This is a genomic window from Maribacter sp. BPC-D8, from assembly GCF_035207705.1.
GTDB lineage: Bacteria > Bacteroidota > Bacteroidia > Flavobacteriales > Flavobacteriaceae > Maribacter.
This window is the reverse complement of record NZ_CP128187.1, coordinates 2,513,186-2,532,464: the sequence shown is the minus strand read 5'-3', so window position 1 is coordinate 2,532,464 and position 19,279 is coordinate 2,513,186. Positions and strand designations below refer to the sequence as shown.

General features: G+C 34.1%; 19 protein-coding genes. 13 read left to right on the top strand and 6 right to left on the bottom strand.

Going from position 1 to position 19,279, the window contains the following annotated elements; translation table 11 throughout:
• Nucleotides 1–3 precede the first annotated feature (3 nt).
• From QSV08_RS11195 to QSV08_RS11180, 4 genes are read left to right on the top strand one after another with little or no spacing between them, the layout of a single operon-like run.
• Nucleotides 4–1,101 carry a BT_3928 family protein gene (locus tag QSV08_RS11195; RefSeq protein ID WP_324023359.1) on the top strand — a complete coding sequence of 366 codons (1,098 nt, stop codon included), beginning with the start codon at nucleotides 4–6 and terminating at the stop codon, nucleotides 1,099–1,101.
• Between the two features lie 39 nt (nucleotides 1,102–1,140).
• On the top strand, nucleotides 1,141–1,890 hold the full coding sequence (tpiA, locus tag QSV08_RS11190) for a triose-phosphate isomerase (RefSeq protein ID WP_324023357.1): 750 nt from the start codon (nucleotides 1,141–1,143) through the stop codon (nucleotides 1,888–1,890).
• Between the two features lie 15 nt (nucleotides 1,891–1,905).
• On the top strand, nucleotides 1,906–2,742 hold the full coding sequence (gene prmA, locus QSV08_RS11185; protein ID WP_324023355.1) for a 50S ribosomal protein L11 methyltransferase: 837 nt from the start codon (nucleotides 1,906–1,908) through the stop codon (nucleotides 2,740–2,742).
• 20 nt (nucleotides 2,743–2,762) lie between these two features.
• Nucleotides 2,763–3,038: an ATP-dependent Clp protease adaptor ClpS gene (locus tag QSV08_RS11180; protein WP_303598247.1), complete on the top strand. Its 276-nt coding sequence runs from the start codon at nucleotides 2,763–2,765 to the stop codon at nucleotides 3,036–3,038.
• Between the two features lie 133 nt (nucleotides 3,039–3,171).
• Here QSV08_RS11180 and QSV08_RS11175 read toward each other — a convergent pair whose 3' ends face one another.
• Nucleotides 3,172–3,393, bottom strand: coding sequence for a hypothetical protein (locus QSV08_RS11175; protein WP_036157855.1), 222 nt, complete (start codon nucleotides 3,391–3,393; stop codon nucleotides 3,172–3,174).
• A gap of 548 nt (nucleotides 3,394–3,941) precedes the next feature.
• Here QSV08_RS11175 and uxaC point away from each other — a divergent pair.
• From uxaC to QSV08_RS11155, 4 genes are all read left to right on the top strand, one after another.
• A complete protein-coding gene (gene uxaC, locus QSV08_RS11170) occupies nucleotides 3,942–5,348 on the top strand; it encodes a glucuronate isomerase (protein ID WP_324023353.1) in 1,407 nt (468 codons plus the stop codon).
• 71 nt (nucleotides 5,349–5,419) lie between these two features.
• Nucleotides 5,420–6,397 carry a TRAP transporter substrate-binding protein gene (locus QSV08_RS11165; RefSeq protein WP_324023352.1) on the top strand — a complete coding sequence of 326 codons (978 nt, stop codon included), beginning with the start codon at nucleotides 5,420–5,422 and terminating at the stop codon, nucleotides 6,395–6,397.
• Between the two features lie 5 nt (nucleotides 6,398–6,402).
• Nucleotides 6,403–6,861 (top strand): TRAP transporter small permease, encoded by a 459-nt coding sequence (locus tag QSV08_RS11160; RefSeq protein ID WP_324023350.1) that lies wholly within the window; start codon nucleotides 6,403–6,405, stop codon nucleotides 6,859–6,861.
• On the top strand, nucleotides 6,858–8,156 hold the full coding sequence (locus QSV08_RS11155) for a TRAP transporter large permease (protein ID WP_324023348.1): 1,299 nt from the start codon (nucleotides 6,858–6,860) through the stop codon (nucleotides 8,154–8,156). The genes QSV08_RS11160 and QSV08_RS11155 overlap by 4 nt, the downstream gene beginning before the upstream one ends.
• Before the next feature lie 68 nt (nucleotides 8,157–8,224).
• On the opposite strand, the gene QSV08_RS11150 is transcribed toward QSV08_RS11155, so the two are convergent.
• Both QSV08_RS11150 and QSV08_RS11145 read right to left on the bottom strand, forming a co-directional pair.
• On the bottom strand, nucleotides 8,225–9,247 hold the full coding sequence (locus QSV08_RS11150; RefSeq protein WP_324023347.1) for a LacI family DNA-binding transcriptional regulator: 1,023 nt from the start codon (nucleotides 9,245–9,247) through the stop codon (nucleotides 8,225–8,227).
• A 72-nt stretch (nucleotides 9,248–9,319) separates the two neighbouring features.
• The gene (locus tag QSV08_RS11145; RefSeq protein WP_324023345.1) at nucleotides 9,320–10,012 is read right to left on the bottom strand and encodes an NUDIX hydrolase; all 693 of its coding nucleotides are present in this window, start codon (nucleotides 10,010–10,012) and stop codon (nucleotides 9,320–9,322) included.
• 380 nt (nucleotides 10,013–10,392) lie between these two features.
• On the opposite strand from QSV08_RS11145, the gene QSV08_RS11140 reads away from it, so the two are divergent.
• Both QSV08_RS11140 and QSV08_RS11135 read left to right on the top strand, forming a co-directional pair.
• Nucleotides 10,393–11,568 carry an aldose epimerase family protein gene (locus QSV08_RS11140; RefSeq protein ID WP_324023344.1) on the top strand — a complete coding sequence of 392 codons (1,176 nt, stop codon included), beginning with the start codon at nucleotides 10,393–10,395 and terminating at the stop codon, nucleotides 11,566–11,568.
• A 220-nt stretch (nucleotides 11,569–11,788) separates the two neighbouring features.
• Nucleotides 11,789–12,607, top strand: coding sequence for an SDR family oxidoreductase (locus QSV08_RS11135; protein WP_324023342.1), 819 nt, complete (start codon nucleotides 11,789–11,791; stop codon nucleotides 12,605–12,607).
• A 59-nt stretch (nucleotides 12,608–12,666) separates the two neighbouring features.
• Here QSV08_RS11135 and QSV08_RS11130 read toward each other — a convergent pair whose 3' ends face one another.
• The gene (locus tag QSV08_RS11130) at nucleotides 12,667–13,203 is read right to left on the bottom strand and encodes a lipid-binding SYLF domain-containing protein (RefSeq protein ID WP_324023340.1); all 537 of its coding nucleotides are present in this window, start codon (nucleotides 13,201–13,203) and stop codon (nucleotides 12,667–12,669) included.
• Between the two features lie 274 nt (nucleotides 13,204–13,477).
• Here QSV08_RS11130 and QSV08_RS11125 point away from each other — a divergent pair, with 274 nt between their 5' ends.
• Nucleotides 13,478–13,669: a hypothetical protein gene (locus tag QSV08_RS11125; protein ID WP_324023338.1), complete on the top strand. Its 192-nt coding sequence runs from the start codon at nucleotides 13,478–13,480 to the stop codon at nucleotides 13,667–13,669.
• 78 nt (nucleotides 13,670–13,747) lie between these two features.
• On the opposite strand, the gene QSV08_RS11120 is transcribed toward QSV08_RS11125, so the two are convergent.
• A complete protein-coding gene (locus QSV08_RS11120) occupies nucleotides 13,748–14,578 on the bottom strand; it encodes a DMT family transporter (RefSeq protein WP_324023336.1) in 831 nt (276 codons plus the stop codon).
• A 394-nt stretch (nucleotides 14,579–14,972) separates the two neighbouring features.
• Here QSV08_RS11120 and QSV08_RS11115 point away from each other — a divergent pair, with 394 nt between their 5' ends.
• Both QSV08_RS11115 and QSV08_RS11110 read left to right on the top strand, forming a co-directional pair.
• On the top strand, nucleotides 14,973–15,791 hold the full coding sequence (locus QSV08_RS11115; protein ID WP_324023334.1) for an SDR family oxidoreductase: 819 nt from the start codon (nucleotides 14,973–14,975) through the stop codon (nucleotides 15,789–15,791).
• A 45-nt stretch (nucleotides 15,792–15,836) separates the two neighbouring features.
• Nucleotides 15,837–18,077 (top strand): DUF7133 domain-containing protein, encoded by a 2,241-nt coding sequence (locus tag QSV08_RS11110; RefSeq protein ID WP_324023332.1) that lies wholly within the window; start codon nucleotides 15,837–15,839, stop codon nucleotides 18,075–18,077.
• Here QSV08_RS11110 and uxuA read toward each other — a convergent pair whose 3' ends face one another.
• Entirely contained in the window at nucleotides 18,078–19,253 is a 1,176-nt protein-coding gene (gene uxuA / locus QSV08_RS11105) for a mannonate dehydratase (protein WP_324023330.1), read from the bottom strand.
• Nucleotides 19,254–19,279: the final 26 nt, after the last annotated feature.

Below are 19,279 nucleotides of genomic sequence, written 5' to 3'. Positions count from 1 at the left end.
AGGATGAGGTATTTAGTAGGTGTCGTAAGAATTTTTGTTGGTATACTTTTTATTATAAGCGGATTTATAAAACTGAACGATCCTGTTGGTTTTTCTTTTAAGTTAGAAGAGTATTTTAGTCAGGGTGTGTTAGATCTGCCTTTTCTAACTCCTTTTGCTTTGGCAATTTCAATTTTAGTGGTGATCGTTGAGGTTATGGTTGGTGTTATGCTAATACTGGGCTACAAACGAAAAATCACTATATGGACGCTGATCGCTATGATCGTGTTTTTTACATTTCTAACCTTTTATTCCGCTTACTTCAATAAAGTAACCGATTGTGGTTGTTTTGGCGATGCGATAAAGCTTACCCCTTGGGAGTCTTTTACGAAAGATGTCGTGCTGTTAGTACTTATTTTAATCATATATGTCGGTAGAAAATATATTACACCGTTAGTAAATTCGAAAGTATTGACGACAGTTTTAGCAACGTCGTTTTTTGCTTGTATTGGTTACGTGTATTATGTATTAAACCACTTGCCAGTAATAGATTTTAGACCTTATGAAATAGGTAAGAACATCGAAGATGGTATGAGTACACCAGATGACGCGCCTAAAGCTATTTTTGAATACAGATGGAAGTTCGATGTAAACGGTACTGAAGAAATTCATATTAGTAATGGAGATTACCCCACTGTAGATGGTGAGTTTATTGATGTTGAAACAGAAGAGATACAAGCGGGTTATGAACCACCAGTTCATGATTTTACCATCGAGCAGGCGGGAGAAGATTTTGCAAGTTCATTGTTGCAAGAACCTAAATTGGTTATGGTCATAGCCTACGATTTAAGAAAATCGAATTTAGAAGAATTCAAGAATATTAAAACAGTAGCCGACAAGGCTTTAAAAGCTGGATATAAAGTAATAGGTATGTCAGCCTCTGGACCAGATCAAACTGATGCTTTGGTGAAAGAGAATAACCTAGGTTTTGATTTTTACTTTACTGATGAGACGACACTGAAGACTATTGTTAGGTCTAACCCCGGAGTTTTGGTTTTAGAAAAAGGAACCATAAAACAGAAAGTACATTACAACGATTTAGAAGATTTAATCTTCAATTAAGATAATAAACTGAAATAGTATAATTACAAATAAAACAACATGAGAGCAAAGATAGTAGCAGGTAACTGGAAGATGAATAAGAATTTGGCAGAGACTGAAACACTTTTAGCAGAGCTATCGGCAAAATTGCCAGATACCAATGCAGAAGTTATGGTAGCGCCAACATATGTAAACTTGGCTAGTGCAGTACATGCTTTAGAAAGTTCTAAAATTGAAGTTATTGCACAAAACATGCATTATGCTGAAAGTGGTGCTTTTACTGGTGAAATTTCGGCAGATATGTTATTGAACATTGGTATTGATACTGCAATCATCGGACACTCTGAAAGAAGAGCGTATTTTGGTGAAGGCGATGAGATACTTTCAAAGAAAGTAATTACAGCTTTAAATAAAGGCATTCGTGTAATGTTCTGTTTCGGTGAGGAATTAGAAGATCGAAAATCTGGTAATCATTTCAATTTAGTTGAAAGCCAGTTAAAAAATGTACTTTTTAGTTTAGAACCATCAGCGTGGACTAATATTGTTTTGGCATACGAGCCGGTTTGGGCAATTGGTACGGGTGAGACTGCTTCTCCTGAACAAGCGCAAGAAATGCATGCATTTATTCGTAAAACTATTTCAGAAGCATTTGATGCTACTATAGCTAATAATGTAACTATTCTTTACGGTGGTAGTGTTAAACCAGGTAATGCAGAAGAGATTTTTTCTAAACCAGATGTTGACGGTGGTTTAATCGGTGGGGCTTCATTAGTTGCTGACGATTTTATTGCAATCATTAAAGCTATTTAAGCGAAGTATTTTAAAATGAGCGATACAGTATATATTGAATACCGTTTTACGGTAAAACCTAAAGGTCCGGCTTCAGATCTTCTCATTGCAGAATTGGGTGAAGTCGGTTTTGAAAGTTTTGTTGAAGAAGATGATGATGTGTTGGCATACATTCAAAAAACTGATTGGTCTGAAGGTATGTTAGAGGATCTTCCTATTTTAGAGAATCCTCGTTATAAATTTACTTACGACTATAAAGAAATAGAGCAAGAGAACTGGAACGCTACTTGGGAACAAAATTTTCAACCTATTATCGTTGATGATATTTGTATGATTAGAGCCCCTTTTCATGAGGCTATTGATGTGGATTATGACATTGTTATTGAACCAAAAATGAGTTTCGGTACAGGTCATCATGAAACAACTCATATGATGCTACAACATATTTTACAGCTAGATTTAAAAGGCAAAACTGTTTTAGATATGGGCAGTGGTACAGGGGTTTTAGCTATTCTAGCGGGTATGCGTGGTGCTACTACTATAGATGCCATCGACATTGATAATTGGTGTTATTTGAATGCTAAAGAGAATGTTGAACGAAATAACATGGACTTCATTTCTGTATATGAAGGTGATGTGGCATTGCTTGAAGGTAAGAAGTATGATTTGATCATCGCAAATATCAATAGAAACATTTTGTTGGCAGATATACCGAGCTATGCGAAATCTTTAAATGCAGGTGGTACTTTGTTATTAAGTGGTTTTTATACTGAAGACTTAGATATGATTACGCAAAAGTGTACGGAGTTAGCGTTAAAGTTTGAAAAAAACCTTGAACGTAATAATTGGGTTGCCGCAAAATATGTAAATTAGAAGGTATTAATTGGAATATGATGAGCACAAGAGAAGAAGTTTCCGAAGAATTACTTTTAGAAGAAGAAACAGTTCAGCAAAATGAAATCGTTCTTTTTAATGATGAGGTCAATACATTCGACCATGTTATAAATACATTAATGTCTGTTTGTGAGCATTCACCAGAACAGGCTGAACAATGTTCTTTAATAGTGCATTACAAAGGTAAGTGTACAGTTAAGACTGGTGAGTATGAAGAATTGAAACCACAATGTTCTAAATTACTACAAGCCGGACTTAGTGCAGAAATTGTTTAAATCAGGCTTCATAATTTATAGAAGAGTAAAATAGTATTGAAATAAAAAAATCCCTTGAACTTGGTTCAAGGGATTTTTTTATTTCAATTAAACTCTTAAAAGAAATTTCAATAAGTCTTTAAATCTACTAAGCTTATACTAAAGGTACTCCGTTCAATCGTTTTTCGATTTTCTTCTTTTTGACTGTAACTTCTTTCATTACATCCATTAAGTTAGAATCTTTAGTTTCCTTATAAATTTCATTAATGCTTAAAATAAGTGCTTTTGCCTCTCTCGACGCCTCTACTCGGTCACTAGTAGACATATTACTCATTTTTCGACCTATAAATTCCTGAGCTTTTTCAAGTAACTCCATTTGCTTCTTTTTTTTCAAAGTTAACATAATATTCAAATTACGCAATTCTTTGTCAATTGTATATAGTTATGAGGCTATTAGATAATAGTATTTATGAACAATTTAACGAAATAGGGGTGTTTTGACCACTTTTTTTCAATTTACATCTTAATTTTTGTTGTCCGATTGTTGTTTTTTCAAGCTTTTTTGATAAAGTATGAGAAAAATTATGTTTAATTCAGTGTATTTCTATCCTTGATTATGAAATATTTATTTTCCAGCATTCAAAATGTTTATAAACGTAATTTCAAGTGTAATTACTTGCTGAATATTTAAATTTAGATATATTTGTGTAATCGATTGCATTAAATTGAAGGTGACTTTTAAAGTTATTTCTAGCGCGCTCTTTATGTAAAAAAGCTCAGTTTTAGAATGTAAGTTTACTTTTTGTGTTGATTTGAATTTCTTTTTCAGAAATACAATCAATGGTCTTCAAGGTAAAATGTTATTGATATTTTAAAGTAATCATAAGTAGTATCAAGTGAAAACTGCAATAGAAGAATAATGATATGATAAAAAACAAAACCTTTATAACTAATGATTTTCTATTAGAAAATAAATTTGCGCAAAGGCTCTATCATGATTATGCTTCGCAAATGCCAATTATAGACTACCATTGTCATTTACCACCAGATGAAATTGCAAATAATCGACAGTTCGAAAATCTAACCAAGATTTGGAATGATGGCGATCATTATAAATGGCGTGCGATGCGAACTTTTGGTATTGATGAAAAATACATTACCGGTAACGCTCCAGATAAAGAGAAATTTCTTGAATGGGGTAAAGCGGTACCCTATACATTAAGAAATCCGTTATATCATTGGACGCATTTAGAACTTCAACGCTATTTTGACATTGATTTATTATTAAATGCCGAAACCGCTAGTGACATATATGATGAGGCAACAGCAAAACTTCAAACTTCAGAATATAGCTGTCATAGTTTAATTAAGATGATGAATGTAGAGGTTATTTGTACGACCGAAGATCCTATTGATAGTTTAGATCACCACGTTAAATTAAAGAATAGTAATTTCAATACAAAGGTAAGTACCGCCTTTAGACCAGATAAGGCTATTGTAATTTCTAATGATACATACCTTGAGTATTTAGAAAAACTTTCTGTTGTTAGCAATGTAAATATCGATTCTTATAAGTCATTGTGCGATGCGCTTTCCGTACGACTAGATTATTTTGCTGAAAATGGATGTACATTATCGGATCACGGTCTAAGCTATGTTCCGTTTAGAGCATTTACAGATGCTGAAATTGAAAATATTTTCCAAAAAAGAAAAGAGAAAAAGCAACTGTCTTTAGAGGAAGACGAAAAATTTCAAACTGCAATCTTATTATTTTTATGCGAGCAATACCATTCTCGAGGATGGATACAGCAATTTCACCTTGGCGCATTGCGAAATAATAATGCAAGAATGACCCGTATTTTAGGTCCGGATACCGGTTGGGATTCTATCGGAGATTATTCTCAAGCAAGAACCCTTTCCAGTTTTTTAAATGCTTTAGATTCTAAAGACAAGCTTACAAAAACAATATTGTATAACCTTAACCCAGCAGACAATGAAGTGTTAGCAACCATGATTGGTAATTATAACGATGGTAAGGTAAAAGGTAAAATGCAGTTTGGTTCTGGTTGGTGGTTTATGGATCAAAAAGATGGTATGACAAGGCAGCTAAATGCGTTGTCTAATATGGGGTTAATTAGTTGCTTTATAGGTATGCTGACAGATTCAAGATCTTTTCTTTCATACCCTAGACATGAGTATTTTAGACGAATTGTGTGTAACCTCTTTGGTCAAGAAATGCAACGTGGAGAACTACCACAAGATTTTGAACTAGTTGGTAAAATAATTCAAGATATCTGTTATAATAATGCAAAGGAGTATTTCAAATTTTAATCCCTCGTTTCCTAGGAGAGAAGTTGTTCATTTAAGAATTACGGAATTCATTAGCCGTTTAATCCAATACTATGAAAAGTATAAAAATACTATCACTCTTTATTTTGGTCGTAACCTTTTTAGGTTGTGAAATACAGACCGATGTAAAGACATTGCGTTTGGGTCACGGTCTAGATGTAAGCCACTCTGTACACAAGGCTATGGTGAAAATGGGTGAAGATTTGTTGGAGCGTTCTGGTGGTAAATTGAAACTTGAAATTTACCCAAGTCAACAATTGGGTACCGAGAGAGAATGTCTAGAGCTATTACAAATAGGTAGTTTAGATATGACTAAGGTGTCTGTTGGTGTATTAGAAAATTTTGCGCCTAAAATGAAAGTACTTGGTTTGCCATTTCTTTTTAGAGACCGTCAACATTCTTTTGATGTGCTTGACGGACCAATTGGTGAAATGCTATTAAACGAAGGTGAGAAATATTGGCTAAAAGGCTTAGGGTATTATGATGCAGGTAGCCGTAGTTTTTACACCATGAATAAACCTATTGAAAAACCAGATGATTTAATCGGTGAAAAGATTAGGGTGATGGAAAGTGCAACTGCCGTAAATATGGTGAAAGCGTTAGGTGGTTCTCCTACACCTATTTCATGGGGAGAATTGTATACCTCTTTACAGCAAGGTGTTGTTGATGGGGCAGAGAATAATCCGCCAAGTTTTTACTTGTCTAGACATTATGAGGTTTGCAAATACTATTCATTAGATGAACATACCGTACTACCAGATGTTTTATTAATCGGGACTTATGTTTATGATAAGCTGAATGAACAAGAAAAGAAGTGGCTGAATGAATCTGTGAAAGAATCGGTAAAGTATCAGCGTATTCTATGGGCAGAAGCAGAAGAGGAGGCTTTACGAGAAGTTCAAAAAGCAGGAGTAAAAATCATAAGACCAGATAAAACTCTTTTTGCAGAAAAAGTACAAAGCATTTTTGATGGATATAAAGAGGATGAGGAAATGTATTCGCTTATCAAACAAATTCAAGAAACCAACTAATTACTATGCGAAAAAAAATAGATTCCGTTTTAGGCAAGACCTTGGTATTGATCATGTCGGTTATGGTCATAAATGTACTTTGGCAAGTATTTACAAGATATGTAACGGGTAATCCAAGTTCATTTACAGATGAATTAGCTCGTTACCTTATGATATGGATCGGCGTTCTTGGCGCTGCATACGTCTCTGGGCAAAATCTTCATGTGGCTATTGATATTTTACCATTACGACAGAGTAAGAAAACACAGAAAAAATTAAAGGTTATTGTAACCACTTTTATTATTCTATTTGTCTTTTTTGCTTTTGTAATCGGTGGATCAAGGTTGGTGTATATCTCTTATGTTTTGGGGCAACAATCACCGGCACTGCAACTACCACTAGCAGTGGTTTATCTCATAATCCCTATTAGCGGCTTGTTGATTATGTATTACAAAATATCTGACCTAAAAAATATCAACTCATGAGTGAGCATCTACCGATTATTGTTTTAGTACTAAGCTTTATCTGTTTGTTATCTATAGGTACACCTGTAGCTTGGAGTATTGCAATTTCGTCATTATTGACCATGTTGGTGAGTATACCGGCAATGCCGGCATTCACTACAGTATCGCAGCGTATGGCGACCGGTTTAGATAGTTTTGCGTTGTTGGCAATTCCGTTTTTTGTGTTATCGGGAGAACTTATGAATAAAGGAGGTATAGCCCATAGACTTATCGCTTTTGCAAAGACTTTAGTTGGTTCTTTTCCTGGCGGATTGGCTTTGATAAACGTCATAGCAGCCATGTTAATGGGAGCGATTGCGGGTTCGGCAATGGCGTCTGCATCAGCCATGGGAAGCATCTTAGGTCCTGAGATGGAAAAAGAAGGCTATTCTAAAGAATTTGGTGCTGCAGTAAATATAACTTCGGCAACTACAGGATTAATAATTCCTCCGAGTAATGTATTGATTGTCTACTCTTTAGCAAGTGGTGGAGCATCTATTGCAGCGTTATTCTTGGCAGGATACATCCCTGGAATAATGACAGGATTATTTCTTATGATTGTCGCATCTTTTTGGGCAAAAAAGAAGAAATATAAAGTAGGTAAACGCAGTAGTTTGAAAGAGGTAGGTAAAACATTTATTGATGCCTTACCTAGTCTATTTATGCTGGTTGTGGTAATTGGAGGTATTGTTACCGGAATCTTTACTGCGACAGAGGCATCTGCTATTGCAGTATTATATAGCTTAATTCTTGGCTTTATTTACAAGGAGATTACCTTGCCGAAATTGCCTAAAATATTATTAGATTCTTCAGCAACTACAGCAATAGTTATGTTGCTGATTGGGTCATCTATGTGTATGTCTTGGGCATTGTCTTATGAAAATATTCCGCAAGATATCAGCTCCGGACTTTTAAGTTTAAGTGATAATAAGATTGTTATTCTTTTGATTATCAACGTGCTATTATTGTTCGTGGGTATTTTTATGGATATGACGCCTGCAGTGTTAATCTTTACTCCGATATTCTTACCAGTAGTGACCAAATTAGGACTAGACCCTGTACATTTCGGAATCATCATGGTATTGAATCTTTGTATAGGCTTGTGTACACCACCTGTAGGCTCGGTATTGTTTGTTGGGGTAGGTGTGGCTAAAACTACTATAGAGAAGGTATTTAAACCCTTGCTGCCGTTATTTATAGCAATGATTGTTGCGCTTTTCTTAGTTACTTATATTCCGCAATTAAGCTTATGGTTGCCAAGCTTATTTGATTTATAGAAACGCGCTATTTTAGTTAAAGGTCGATTTGAGATTGTAGGTATATAGATGAAGTTGTAGTTATGAATCTATTTAAGCTTGCTTGACGATTTTCTAATAATCAGTTTGGCAGGTAAAACAACGTTTTTGCTAATTGATACATTTTGGTCATTTTCAATCTGTTCCAAGAATACTTTTGCTGCCATTTTTCCCATTTCTACGGGTGACTGATCTACAGAGCTAATAGAAGGTTCTAAAAATTGAGTAAAGGGTTCGTTACTAAACCCTACTACACAAAAATCTTCAGGTATTTTTACAGCTATACTTTGTAGATATTTTACAGCTCCCAACAATCCATTATCCGTAGAAGAAAAAATAGCATCGGGTGGTACTGGTAAGTTCATGAGTTTTTTAGCAGCATCTTTACCTGCTTCCATATCATTTTTTAGTGTAATTACGTAATCGCTATTATAGGCTAAACCATGTTTTGATAGCGCATCTTTATAGCCTTTAAATCTACTGTTATATAGTTCAATATTTTGGTCAACATTGAAATGGGCTATCCTTTTACAGCCTTGGGTGATTAAATGCTCGGTTGCATCAAAGCCTCCTTGATAATCGTCTATAGTTACCGTACTTATATCATCAAAATGTAAAACACGATCAAAAAAAATAAAGGGTGACGTTTTTTTTAAAACCTGATGTAATTGATTTTTATTCTCATTTGTAAATGAGGTGGAGACTAGAATCCCATCTACTTGAGCATTTATTAAATTCTGTATAATTTTCTTTTCACGATCATTTTCCTCATGAGTTTGAGAGATAATAACATGAAATCCTTTAGGGTAGAGCTCTTCTTCAATACCACGAATAACAGAGGCAAAAAAGTTTTTATTGATAAATGGTACGACCACGCCTACATTATTACTCTTTCCACTTTTAAGTGCTACCGCAAGCCTATTTTGTTTGTAATTTAATTTCGTTGCAGCGGCAAGTACAAGATCACGGGTTTTCTCGCTAATTTTAGGATTGTTGTTTAAAGCCCTAGAGACAGTAGCTGCAGTAATATTCAGCTCTTTTGCAATATCGTAAATAGTGGCTTTTTTGCTCATAGATAATTGTAGGCAAATTTACGATTATTGAATTATAAGGTATCTGTAAATGGCTTAAATATTAGAGGTTTATTAAATTTTAAAGCAATAACCTTCTTCAACTTTCTTTTGATATTTATCTTCATCTACCTTAAATAGAAAAGCTCCTTTTTTAGATGAGCTCATATCTTTTTCCTTTGTTTTCTTTAAAAGATCGAAAGAATTAAATTTGTTGATAAAATTTCTTTTGTCAAATTCAGTATCTAAAATGGCCTCGTACATTTTTTGAAGTTGACGCATGGTAAACTTTTCTGGTAAAAGTTCGAATCCGATGGGTTTACTACTAATTTTATTTTGAAGTAATTTGAGAGCATCTTTAACCATATCATTATGGTCAAAAATTAATTCAGGACAATCTTTAAGATCAAACCATTTTATAGGGTTTTCCTTTAAAATATCTTTGCAATGATGGGCGATATCAATCAGCGCAAAGTATGATACCGATATGGTTCTTTCTTCGGGATCACGGTCTAATTTAGAATACGAATGAACCTGCTCCATGTAAATATTGTTCAAGCCCGTTAAATGATTAAGAATTCTTGTAGCTGCTATATCTAAATCTTCCTCTTTTTTAAGAAAACCACCTATAAGAGACCATTCTCCCTTTGCGGGTTCAAAATCTCTTTGAACGAGTAAAATTTTTAATTCTTCTTGATAAAATCCGAATATAATGCAATCTACAGCAAGTAAGACTTTGTCTTCTTTGCGATAATTATTCAAAACCATTTTTTAATTTTTCCGTGCCTAAATTAATAAGATTGAATGAAATAAAACTGTTTTAAATACGAAAAGGTTTGCGCACTTTTTTGCTATAGTTACCTATTATTAAATATGTTAATGAATTTTTTGATGTGAATTGCGGAATTTAATCTAAACGAAATGCTGCTGCAATATTACGTCAATAAGTGTAAAATACAGAGCGCATCAAATTTTAAGTAATACTGTCCATAACACTAATTTAACTTATTTCAAATATTTTATAATGAAGTTTAATTAATTTATAATTTTTTCAAACAAACTTTTTATAATCTATTATGAAGAATTAAATGTAGTTAGGTCAAAATAAAGTTTATCGATATATTTAAAATTCACCAAGCCAAAATAGTATGAGATTAGTAAAACATACCATACTTTCAATAGTAAGTTTAATTATTTTGATAGCGTATTTGTCTTGTAAAGAGAATGGGAAGAATAACTTAGTCGCGAAAAAAGAAAGTGTCATGCAAATCGAGAAAAGTAGTTATGGTATAACCACTAATAATGAAAAAGTTACACAGTTTAAACTGCGAAATAAAGACGGTATTGATGTGACTATTATTACTTACGGAGGTATAATTACAGAAATTATTACTCCCGATTCTGAAGGTAATATGAAAAATGTAACTCTTGGTTTTGACAGCCTTCAGCAATATGAAAAAGAGAACCCTTTTTTCGGAGCTCTTGTTGGTCGTTATGGAAATAGAATTGCAAAAGGAAAATTTAGTTTAGAAGGTGTAGATTATACTTTGGCAAAGAATAACGGGGAAAATTCTTTACATGGCGGATTAATGGGGTTTGATAAGGTTGTTTGGAAAGTAGAAGAAGTAAAAGAATCAGATTCGCTTGTCTCTTTAAAATTAAGCTACCTAAGTAAAGATATGGAAGAGGGTTTTCCGGGGAATTTAAATACTACAGTTACCTATACCTTGAATAAAGACAATAGCTTTGATATTTTGTATGAAGCGACTACGGATAAAACTACGATTGTCAATTTAACGCAACATTCTTATTTTAATTTATCAGGAGATTTCTCTGAATTAATTTTAGATCATGAAGTAGCGATTGATGCAGATAAATTTGTGCCTGTTGACGTAACACTAATACCAATGGGTGACATGGCTTTTGTCGAAGACACCCCTTTCGATTTTAGAAAGGCTAAGTTGTTAGGTAGTGAAATTAATGCAGATAATGAACAGATAAAAATAGGCGGAGGTTACGATCATTGTTGGGTGCTTAATAGTCAAGAAAAAGGATATCGTTCTGTTGCAAAAGCATATCACGCTGGGTCTGGGCGCTTAATGGAAGTGTTGACCGATCAACCTGGTATGCAGTTATATACCGGTAATTTTTTAGACGGAACTTTACCTATGCCTGGTGGTGGTACTTATACAAAAAGAAGCGGATTCTGCTTTGAAACACAGCATTATCCTGATTCTCCAAATCAACCGCAATTTCCAAGTACTACTCTAAAACCAGGTAAAAAGTATATCACTAAAACAACTTTTAAATTCTCTATAAAATAGGTAGCGCAGTTGAAATTAGATAATTGCTGTAGTTTATAGTACTACGATTATTTTAATAAGTATTATGAAATACCTAAATGGAGAAAATTTTCTATTCCTGCCATAATTTCCTTTTGTAAGTTGTAATTTTTACATGGATATGTCGTGCTAGTAATTTTGGTTATTGAGATAATCAAAATCATGATTATAGAATATTTTTATTCATCTAAAATGAAACATCATGCAAAAACCAAATAAAAGATTAGTAGGGCAAACCTGTATAGTAACCGGTTCTAGCGATGGTATCGGTGAAGCTGTTGCAAAAGCAATGGCGATGGAAGGCGCCAATATTGTCGTTAATTACCATAGTAGCAAAGAAGAGGCTGAAGAAGTTGCACACTGGATCAGTAAAAATTCTGATGCTGGTAGTGCCATTGTAGTTAAATGCGATGTTAGTAAAGAAGATGAGGTTAAAAGTATGTTCAAGAAAACAGTATCTGAATTTGGTACTGTAGATGTTTGTGTGGCAAACGCAGGTTTACAGTTGGATCACCCACTTCATGAAATGCCATTGAAAGATTGGCAAAGAGTAATTGATGTAAACCTTACGGGTCAGTTTCTTTGTGCTAAAGAAGCGATTATAGAATTTAAAAGAAGAGGAATGCGACCAGAAGTATCAAAATCTCTGGGTAAAATTATTCACATGAGTTCTGTGCATGAAGTTATTCCGTGGGCAGGTCATGCAAACTATGCTGCTTCAAAAGGCGGATTGGTCATGTTAATGCAAACCATTTGTCAAGAATATGGTCCAGATAGAATTCGATGTAACTCCATCGCACCAGGTGCTATAAAAACGGATATCAATAAAGATGTTTGGAGCACTCAAGAAGGTAGAGATGGCATGTTGAAATTAATACCATATAAGCAAATAGGAGTACCAGACGATATAGGTAGTGTGGCTAGTTGGTTAGCATCAGATGAATCTGAATACATCAACGGAACCACTATTTTTGTAGATGGTGGTATGACCTGCTATCCTGGGTTTACAGCTAATGGATAAGTGAAAACTAAAAAAGCCACCCAATGGGTGGCTTTTTTTATATCAAAAAATAAGATGAATTATTTCATCATTGGCTTGTAATCAAATTTTTGACCACCAACCGATGCATCTGCCATTAATCCTGCTTTTGGTAAAGCGAAAACGGCAACACCATCTCTATATTTAGCATTTACTGCAATTCCAGATTTTAAAGCCACGGCTGAAGCTTCTGCAGAAAATTCAAAATCTCCATCTTTAAACTCAGCTAAATCATCTGCTGTTTCAAAAAATATTACTTCCGTAATCGCTTGTCCGCCTGCTTGTAGACCTACACTTAATTTTTTTAAATCAGCCATACCTACCATAGTTCCGTTTTCGTATACAACACCATTACCTGATGCTCCGCCTATAATGAATCCGCCTTTACCGACATTTGGGAATATTACATACCCGGCAGAGTTAGTAAAGAACTGGTCTAAACCAACTTCCATAGTCATTAATTTTTCTTTCGCATTTTCTGAATCTTTAATGATTTTCTTGTCTTTAGTGCTTTGAGCGTTTACTCCAACAGCTAAGAATAATAAGGTTGCGAATGTTATTGATTTTAAAATTTTCATTTGTTCTAGATTTTATATGTTATTATAATTATTTCTTACATCAAAGGTATAATTAACATGTAGTATGGCTTATCCTGATAGCAATAAAATTTAGCTCAATACGATGTTAAATATATGTGAATCAGTTAATTATAAGTTAATAATTGAAATTAGTACAGTATATTTTTATCTAAATCATTTATAGAAAGCACTTTATCTCTAATTTCGATTTCTTAAAAATTTGTTAATTAATTACATTAGTTCTATATTCATGGAATATTAAAACCTAGAGGCGATGGATAATAACGAGAACTTTTTAGATTCAAAGATGATTGCAAACTTTCTTATTGCATTTGCATTACTATTTACAGCTATCTATTACTTTAATTATTCTGATGAAATTGAGGGTGAGGTTAATACGGTTATTGTTAATTCATTGAAAGATGTAAATAATAGCTTGGCAGAGCAAGAGACTGCCCGTAAGTAATTGAAATTTCTGACCATAACTATAGGCTGTCAATTCATTGTAATTGGCAGCTTTTTTTATGCCTAATTTTTATTAACGTTATCTCTTTCCAACAATAACATTTGCTATTAGTGCTGCTAAAATCATAACAATACCTAAAAGACTCCAAATCGAGTAAATATCTCCAAACCAGAAAACACCTACCAATATGGTGAAAATCACCTCAATGTATTTTAAAGGTGCGACCAAGTTGGTTTTAGCAATTTGAAACGCCTTGGTCATAAATACTTGACCGAAAAAACCGAATATACCTAAGCTTAGTAATAGTAACCAATCTACACCTACCGGGTTTACCCAATTATTAATACTTAGAATTCCGCCAATGACGGTACCAGTAAACATAAAGTAATTAACGATTACTAAAGGGTGATCGCTATTCCCAATTTTTCGAATTAGCACATATACCAATCCGCTGAAAACAGAAGCTGCCAAAACTAGAAGTAAACCAGTGGTATTAATATTGTTGTCGAATCCTTTTAAGACTAAAACGCCAGCAAAGGCAAACAAAAATAAAAACCATTGAATAGGTTTTAATCTTTCTTTAAGTAAAAAAACAGCAAAAATAGCGGCGTAGATAGGGGCAAGGTATCGCAATGAGACTGCCGTGCCGACAGGTAGATACTTTAGAGACATAAAGAATAAACTCATAGCTACTATGCCGGCAAGTGCCCTAAATATCATGAATTTACGATTATAGCCTAGTATGGGTATGCCCTTTATTAAAATATAAGTAGTAGCTAGAATCAGTGAACCAATGGTTCTGAAAAATACGATTTCAAAGGTGGGAAAATGATCTAGATATTTTACGAACGAGTTCATTATACTGAATGAAAACGTACTAATTATCATAAATAAAATTGCCTTCTTCATTGTCCAAAATTGTCTTAGCAAAGTTACTTGGGAGAATTAGAAATCTCTTAATCAATTTGTGATAATTGAGCTTGGACCTAAAGTTTTATGATTCTATTAATTAAATTGATTTAAATGTAGTTGTTCAGTGAGATAATGCGAGTTTATCGATAAAATTGAAAATTTAGGGGACTGTTTTTTACAATTTTCATTTTGATTAAAAAAATACTAAAAATTTGATATTCTCATCAAGGCGGCCCTTTAGTAATAAACACTCAAGTATTTGTTATAATAGATAAACAGTAGGGGTCGTTTTTTAGAAATCTCTTAACTTGCCCTAACAAAATATACTGTTAGATTTCAGCTCTTTTTTAGAGATTTAAATCTTATTGAAATTGTTTAAAAAAATATAAAAATGAACGAGTTACTTTCTCTGAATAATAAAAATTATGCCCTCTCTGGCGGGACAGGTACCCTAGGTGGTTCAATTGCCAAATATTTAGTAGAGAATGGTGCGACTGTGCTACTTCTGGGTAGGTCTGAAGATAAATTGAAGGATAAACAAAATGAGTTAAATACTTTAGTTCCTAATAGCACATTTATTTTCAAAGTAGATGTTATGGATGAAGCCGAACTGACCAATTTAAGGAACACCATAAAAAAGGAGTTTAATCATTTAGACGGACTAGTAAATTTAGCAGGTGGTAATATACCTGGTGCTACTGTACAACCAGATCAGACGGTTAGAGATATTGCTATGGACGATACTAGAAAAGTTGTCGATATAAATTTATTCGGTACCGTAATACCTACAGTTATTTTAAGTGAGTTAATGGTAGAACAAGGTTATGGCTCTATTGTGAATATTTCTTCTATGGCTGCTAAACAAACCATATCTAGGGTACTTGGGTACTCAATGGCTAAAAGTGCTGTTGATATTTTTACGAAATGGATGGCTAACGAACTAGCTTCTAAACATGGAGATAAAATTAGGGTCAATGCAGTAGCGCCTGGTTTTTTTATTGGTAACCAAAATAGACGTTTATTGACCAATGAAGATGGATCTTTTACAGAGAGAGGAAATAGTATTATTAAAAATACCCCAATGGGTCGTTTTGGCGATGCTTCTGAACTTAATGGTATGGTTCATTATCTTTTAAGTGATGCATCAAGTTTTGTTACAGGAAGCATATTTGATGTCGATGGCGGATTCACTTCATTTTCTGGAGTATAATTGATATTCCTGTTTATTCAAATTACACCTATTAAAAACTCTACGTTGCTTTTATATACCAGGCTTTTTATAGTATTAATTGTTAGTTGCGTTTTATGCTCTTGCGAAAAAACATCTAATAAAACCATAGTTTTATTAGATGGATATAGCATTGAGGACGGTTTTAATTTAGAGCTAATTGCTGCTGAACCGCTTTTAAAAGCCCCCGTTGCCATCGATTTTGATTCAAAAGGTAGAATTTGGGTGGCTCAGATGCCTGGTTATATGGATGACCTACAAGGCTCAGGTGAAGAAGATCCTTCTGGCAGTATCGTCATTCTTGAAGATTTGGATAATGACGGTATCGCAGATCATTCAAAAATTTTTCTAGATAGCTTGATAATGCCAAGAGCATTGGCTCATGTCTATGGCGGTTTGCTATATGCTGAACCTCCGTATTTATGGTTTGTAGATATTAAAGACGATAAACCGGTAAACAAAATTATGGTAGATTCTGTTTATGCGGTAGAAGGTAACCCCGAACATCAACCTAACGGATTAGAATTAAATATTGATAATTGGATTTACAATGCCAAATCGAATTTTAGATATAGAAGAGTAGCGGGAGTTTGGAAAAAGGAAGCTACAACGTTTAGAGGTCAATGGGGAATTACTCATGATAATTTTGGCAGGCTATATTACAATGATAATTCTAGAATTTTATTGGGAGATTATGTACTGCCGAATATCTTAATCGATAATAAATATTTTACACCTAAATCTAGTGTAGATAAATTATTGACTACTGATCAAAGGGTCTACCCAGCATTTGCTGGGTCAGTAAATAGAGGATATGCAAAGGGAGTTTTGAATGCAGATAGTATTTTGGTCAATGCGACCGCTGCCTGTAGTCCCTTAGTATATCGTGGTGGCAAGTTTACCCAATCTTACGATGAAAATGTATTTATCTGCATACCTGAAGGAAATTTAATTAAACGTGCGCTCATATCTTTTACAGGAGATTCTACCATCGCTAAACAAGCTTGGCAAGATAAAGAGTTTATAACCTCTACAGACGAAGGTTTTAGACCTGTAAGCTTAAAAAATGGTCCAGAAGGTAGTATGTATGTGGTAGACATGCATAGAGGTATGATCGGTCATCATGCTTATATGAGTCCGTACCTTAGAGGTAAGGCAAAAGCGAAGGAATTAGATACAATCGTAAATTTTGGAAGGATTTTAAAAGTGTCTCATGAAGATGCAAAAGTTGAGGTTATGCCAGATTTTGATGTTTTAAACGGAAGTGAATTGGCGTCATTATTAAAAAATTATAATGGGTGGATTCGTGATCGTGCCCAACACTTTTTAGTTTTCAAAGGATTTAAGAATACGATTGAAGAGGTAAAAGAAGTTGCACTCCATACAGATAATCAATGGAGTCAAATTCATGCTTTGTATGTGTTGGAAGGTTGGAATGAATTGTCATTTGATTTTTTGACCAATGTAATTATTAATAGCAATGATAATGTTGCTTCTCATGCTCTTGTGCTTTTAAAAGGATTTGTATCTGAAGAAAATGTAGAAAAAACAGCATCGATTTTCAAAACTGTTTTGGAGCGTGATACTATTGGTTTAGATCTTTACCTAGGTAATTTGGTAGGTAGTTATATTAAGATTGATGAAGAACGATTTTTACCTTTTATGATGGAAATTTTAAATAGAAGAGAAAACAATATTACCATTATAGAAGCTGTAATTGCTGGGTTAAGTACCGTTGATTCTGATACTTATGCCAATGCAATTGTAATGGATAGTCTAAAGCATACCCCTTTTGTAAACAAGCTGGCAAGAACTATTTCAGATAAAAAAGCAGGTAAAATGAATGCTATTTATACGAGAAAAGTTACCCATGAAGATACACGTACTAGCGGAGCTAAAATGTTCTTTCAAATCTGTGCTTCATGCCACGGTGCAAACGGAAAAGGAATAGAAGGTCTTGCACCACCGCTTATGAGCTCAGAGCATGTCAAAAATACGGAACGTTTGGCATTGATTATTTTACATGGTCTAGAAGGTCCGGTTCATGTTAATGGTGGAGAATACAATATAAACTTGGCAATGCCGGGTCTTATTAGAAATGAAACTATAAGCGATACCGACATTGCCAATATTATATCATATGTGACGAATGCTTTTTCAGATGAACCGAAAAGATTAAATACAAAACGAATACAAGAACTAAGGAGTGTGAAGTCTTCAACAGGAATGGAATTCACAGAAAAAGAACTTCAAGCACTCGATAATTAATTACATACTTTTTCTAATTCCCATTTCTAGTCCTCTCAATTCAGCTAAACCTCTAAGTCTACCAATACCCGAGTAGCCAGGGTTTGTTTTCTTTCTCAGGTCATCTAACATTTTATGTCCGTGGTCTGGGCGTAATGGCATTCTTGTATCTTTTCTGCCAGCTAATTTTCTTTTTTCTTGCTCAGCGATTAATGCTTTCATAACAGAAAACATATCTACATTACCTTCTAAATGATTTGCCTCATGAAAATTGCCATCGGCATCACGTTGTGTGCTACGTAGGTGAATAAAATGAATACGGTCACCTAAACGTTCTATCATTCCGGGTAAATCATTATCCGGTCTTACTCCGAATGATCCAGTGCAAAAAGTTAATCCGTTGTTAGGGCTGTCAACAGCATTATACAAATCAACAATATCTTGTTCTGTACTTACCACACGTGGTAAACCTAAAATCGGGAACGGTGGGTCATCTGGGTGTATACACATACGTATACCAGCCTTTTCAGCTACAGGTATGATTTCGGATAAAAACTCAAATAAATGTGCTTTTAATTCTTTAGAACCAATTGTATCATAAGTAGCTAAAATAGCATTAAACTCTTCTAACGAATAGCCTTCTTCAGCACCTGGTAATCCAGCTATAATATTGTTTATTAACTTCTTTTTACCTTCTTCAGAAAGATTATCGTAGTATGTTTTAGCGGTAGATTTTTGAGATGCTGAATATGTTTCTTCGGCACCAGGTCTTTTTAAAAGGAATAACTCAAACGCTGCGAAAGCAGCAGCTTCAAAACGAAGTGCTGTAGAGCCATCTTCAACTTCATAATCTAAATTTGTTCTGGTCCAATCTAGCACAGGCATAAAGTTATAGCAGACAGTATCTATACCACATTTACCTAAGTTGCTTAGTGTCTGCTTATAATTTTCGTAGTACGTTTTATAATCGCCTTTCTGTGTTTTAATTTGCTCGTGAATAGGTACGCTTTCTACGACAGACCAAGTTAAGCCTGCTGTTTCTATAATATTTTTGCGCTCCATAATATCGTTTATAGGCCACACTACACCATTAGGTATGCTGTGTAATGCACTTACAACACCTGTTGCACCTGCTTGTTTTATATCTGCTAACGATACTGGGTCATTTGGACCGTACCAACGCCATGTTTGTTCCATTAATTTATATTTTTCTAAGATGTGTT